This is a genomic window from Pseudomonas sp. PDM31 (assembly GCF_019218965.1).
In the GTDB taxonomy this organism is placed as follows: domain Bacteria; phylum Pseudomonadota; class Gammaproteobacteria; order Pseudomonadales; family Pseudomonadaceae; genus Aquipseudomonas.
This window is the reverse complement of sequence record NZ_JAHUWS010000026.1, coordinates 1-1,459: the sequence shown is the minus strand read 5'-3', so window position 1 is coordinate 1,459 and position 1,459 is coordinate 1. Positions and strand designations below refer to the sequence as shown.

2 rRNA genes are annotated in these 1,459 nt (G+C 52.8%); both read right to left on the bottom strand.

Annotated features, from left to right (window positions below):
• Positions 1-24: 24 nt before the first annotated feature.
• Positions 25-140: ribosomal RNA gene (gene rrf, locus KW839_RS27270) — 5S ribosomal RNA — on the bottom strand.
• A gap of 149 nt (positions 141-289) precedes the next feature.
• A 23S ribosomal RNA gene (locus KW839_RS27265) occupies positions 290-1,459 on the bottom strand; the annotation flags it as partial.

Genomic DNA, 1,459 nt, shown 5'->3' with positions numbered 1-1,459 from the left:
GCAGATAGGGGTTTCGGAATTTAATCTTGACGATGACCTACTCTCACATGGGGAAACCCCACACTACCATCGGCGATGCATCGTTTCACTGCTGAGTTCGGGATGGGATCAGGTGGTTCCAATGCTCTATGGTCGTCAAGAAATTCGGGTACCGAGTCGTGGCCAGTCGGCCTCGCTTCAGCAAATTGGGTATGTGATAGCTTTCGGTGTTTGTAAGATTCGAACTTTCGGTTCTTTCGTCTTCACACACCGCAATCTGGCTCTTAAGCGCAAATTGCTTGGGTGTTATATGGTCAAGCCTCACGGGCAATTAGTATTGGTTAGCTCAACGCCTCACAGCGCTTACACACCCAACCTATCAACGTCGTAGTCTTCGACGGCCCTTCAGGGGACTCAAGGTCCCAGTGAGATCTCATCTTGAGGCTAGTTTCCCGCTTAGATGCTTTCAGCGGTTATCTATTCCGAACATAGCTACCCGGCAATGCCACTGGCGTGACAACCGGAACACCAGAGGTTCGTCCACTCCGGTCCTCTCGTACTAGGAGCAGCCCCTCTCAAATCTCAAACGTCCACGGCAGATAGGGACCGAACTGTCTCACGACGTTCTAAACCCAGCTCGCGTACCACTTTAAATGGCGAACAGCCATACCCTTGGGACCGGCTTCAGCCCCAGGATGTGATGAGCCGACATCGAGGTGCCAAACACCGCCGTCGATATGAACTCTTGGGCGGTATCAGCCTGTTATCCCCGGAGTACCTTTTATCCGTTGAGCGATGGCCCTTCCATACAGAACCACCGGATCACTAAGACCTACTTTCGTACCTGCTCGACGTGTCTGTCTCGCAGTCAAGCGCGCTTTTGCCTTTATACTCTACGACCGATTTCCGACCGGTCTGAGCGCACCTTCGTACTCCTCCGTTACTCTTTAGGAGGAGACCGCCCCAGTCAAACTACCCACCATACACTGTCCTCGATCCGGATAACGGACCTGAGTTAGAACCTCAAAGTTGCCAGGGTGGTATTTCAAGGATGGCTCCACGCAGACTGGCGTCCACGCTTCAAAGCCTCCCACCTATCCTACACAAGCAAATTCAAAGTCCAGTGCAAAGCTATAGTAAAGGTTCACGGGGTCTTTCCGTCTAGCCGCGGATACACTGCATCTTCACAGCGATTTCAATTTCACTGAGTCTCGGGTGGAGACAGCGCCGCCATCGTTACGCCATTCGTGCAGGTCGGAACTTACCCGACAAGGAATTTCGCTACCTTAGGACCGTTATAGTTACGGCCGCCGTTTACCGGGGCTTCGATCAAGAGCTTCGCGTTAGCTAACCCCATCAATTAACCTTCCGGCACCGGGCAGGCGTCACACCCTATACGTCCACTTTCGTGTTTGCAGAGTGCTGTGTTTTTAATAAACAGTCGCAGCGGCCTGGTATCTTCGACCGGCGTGGGCTTACG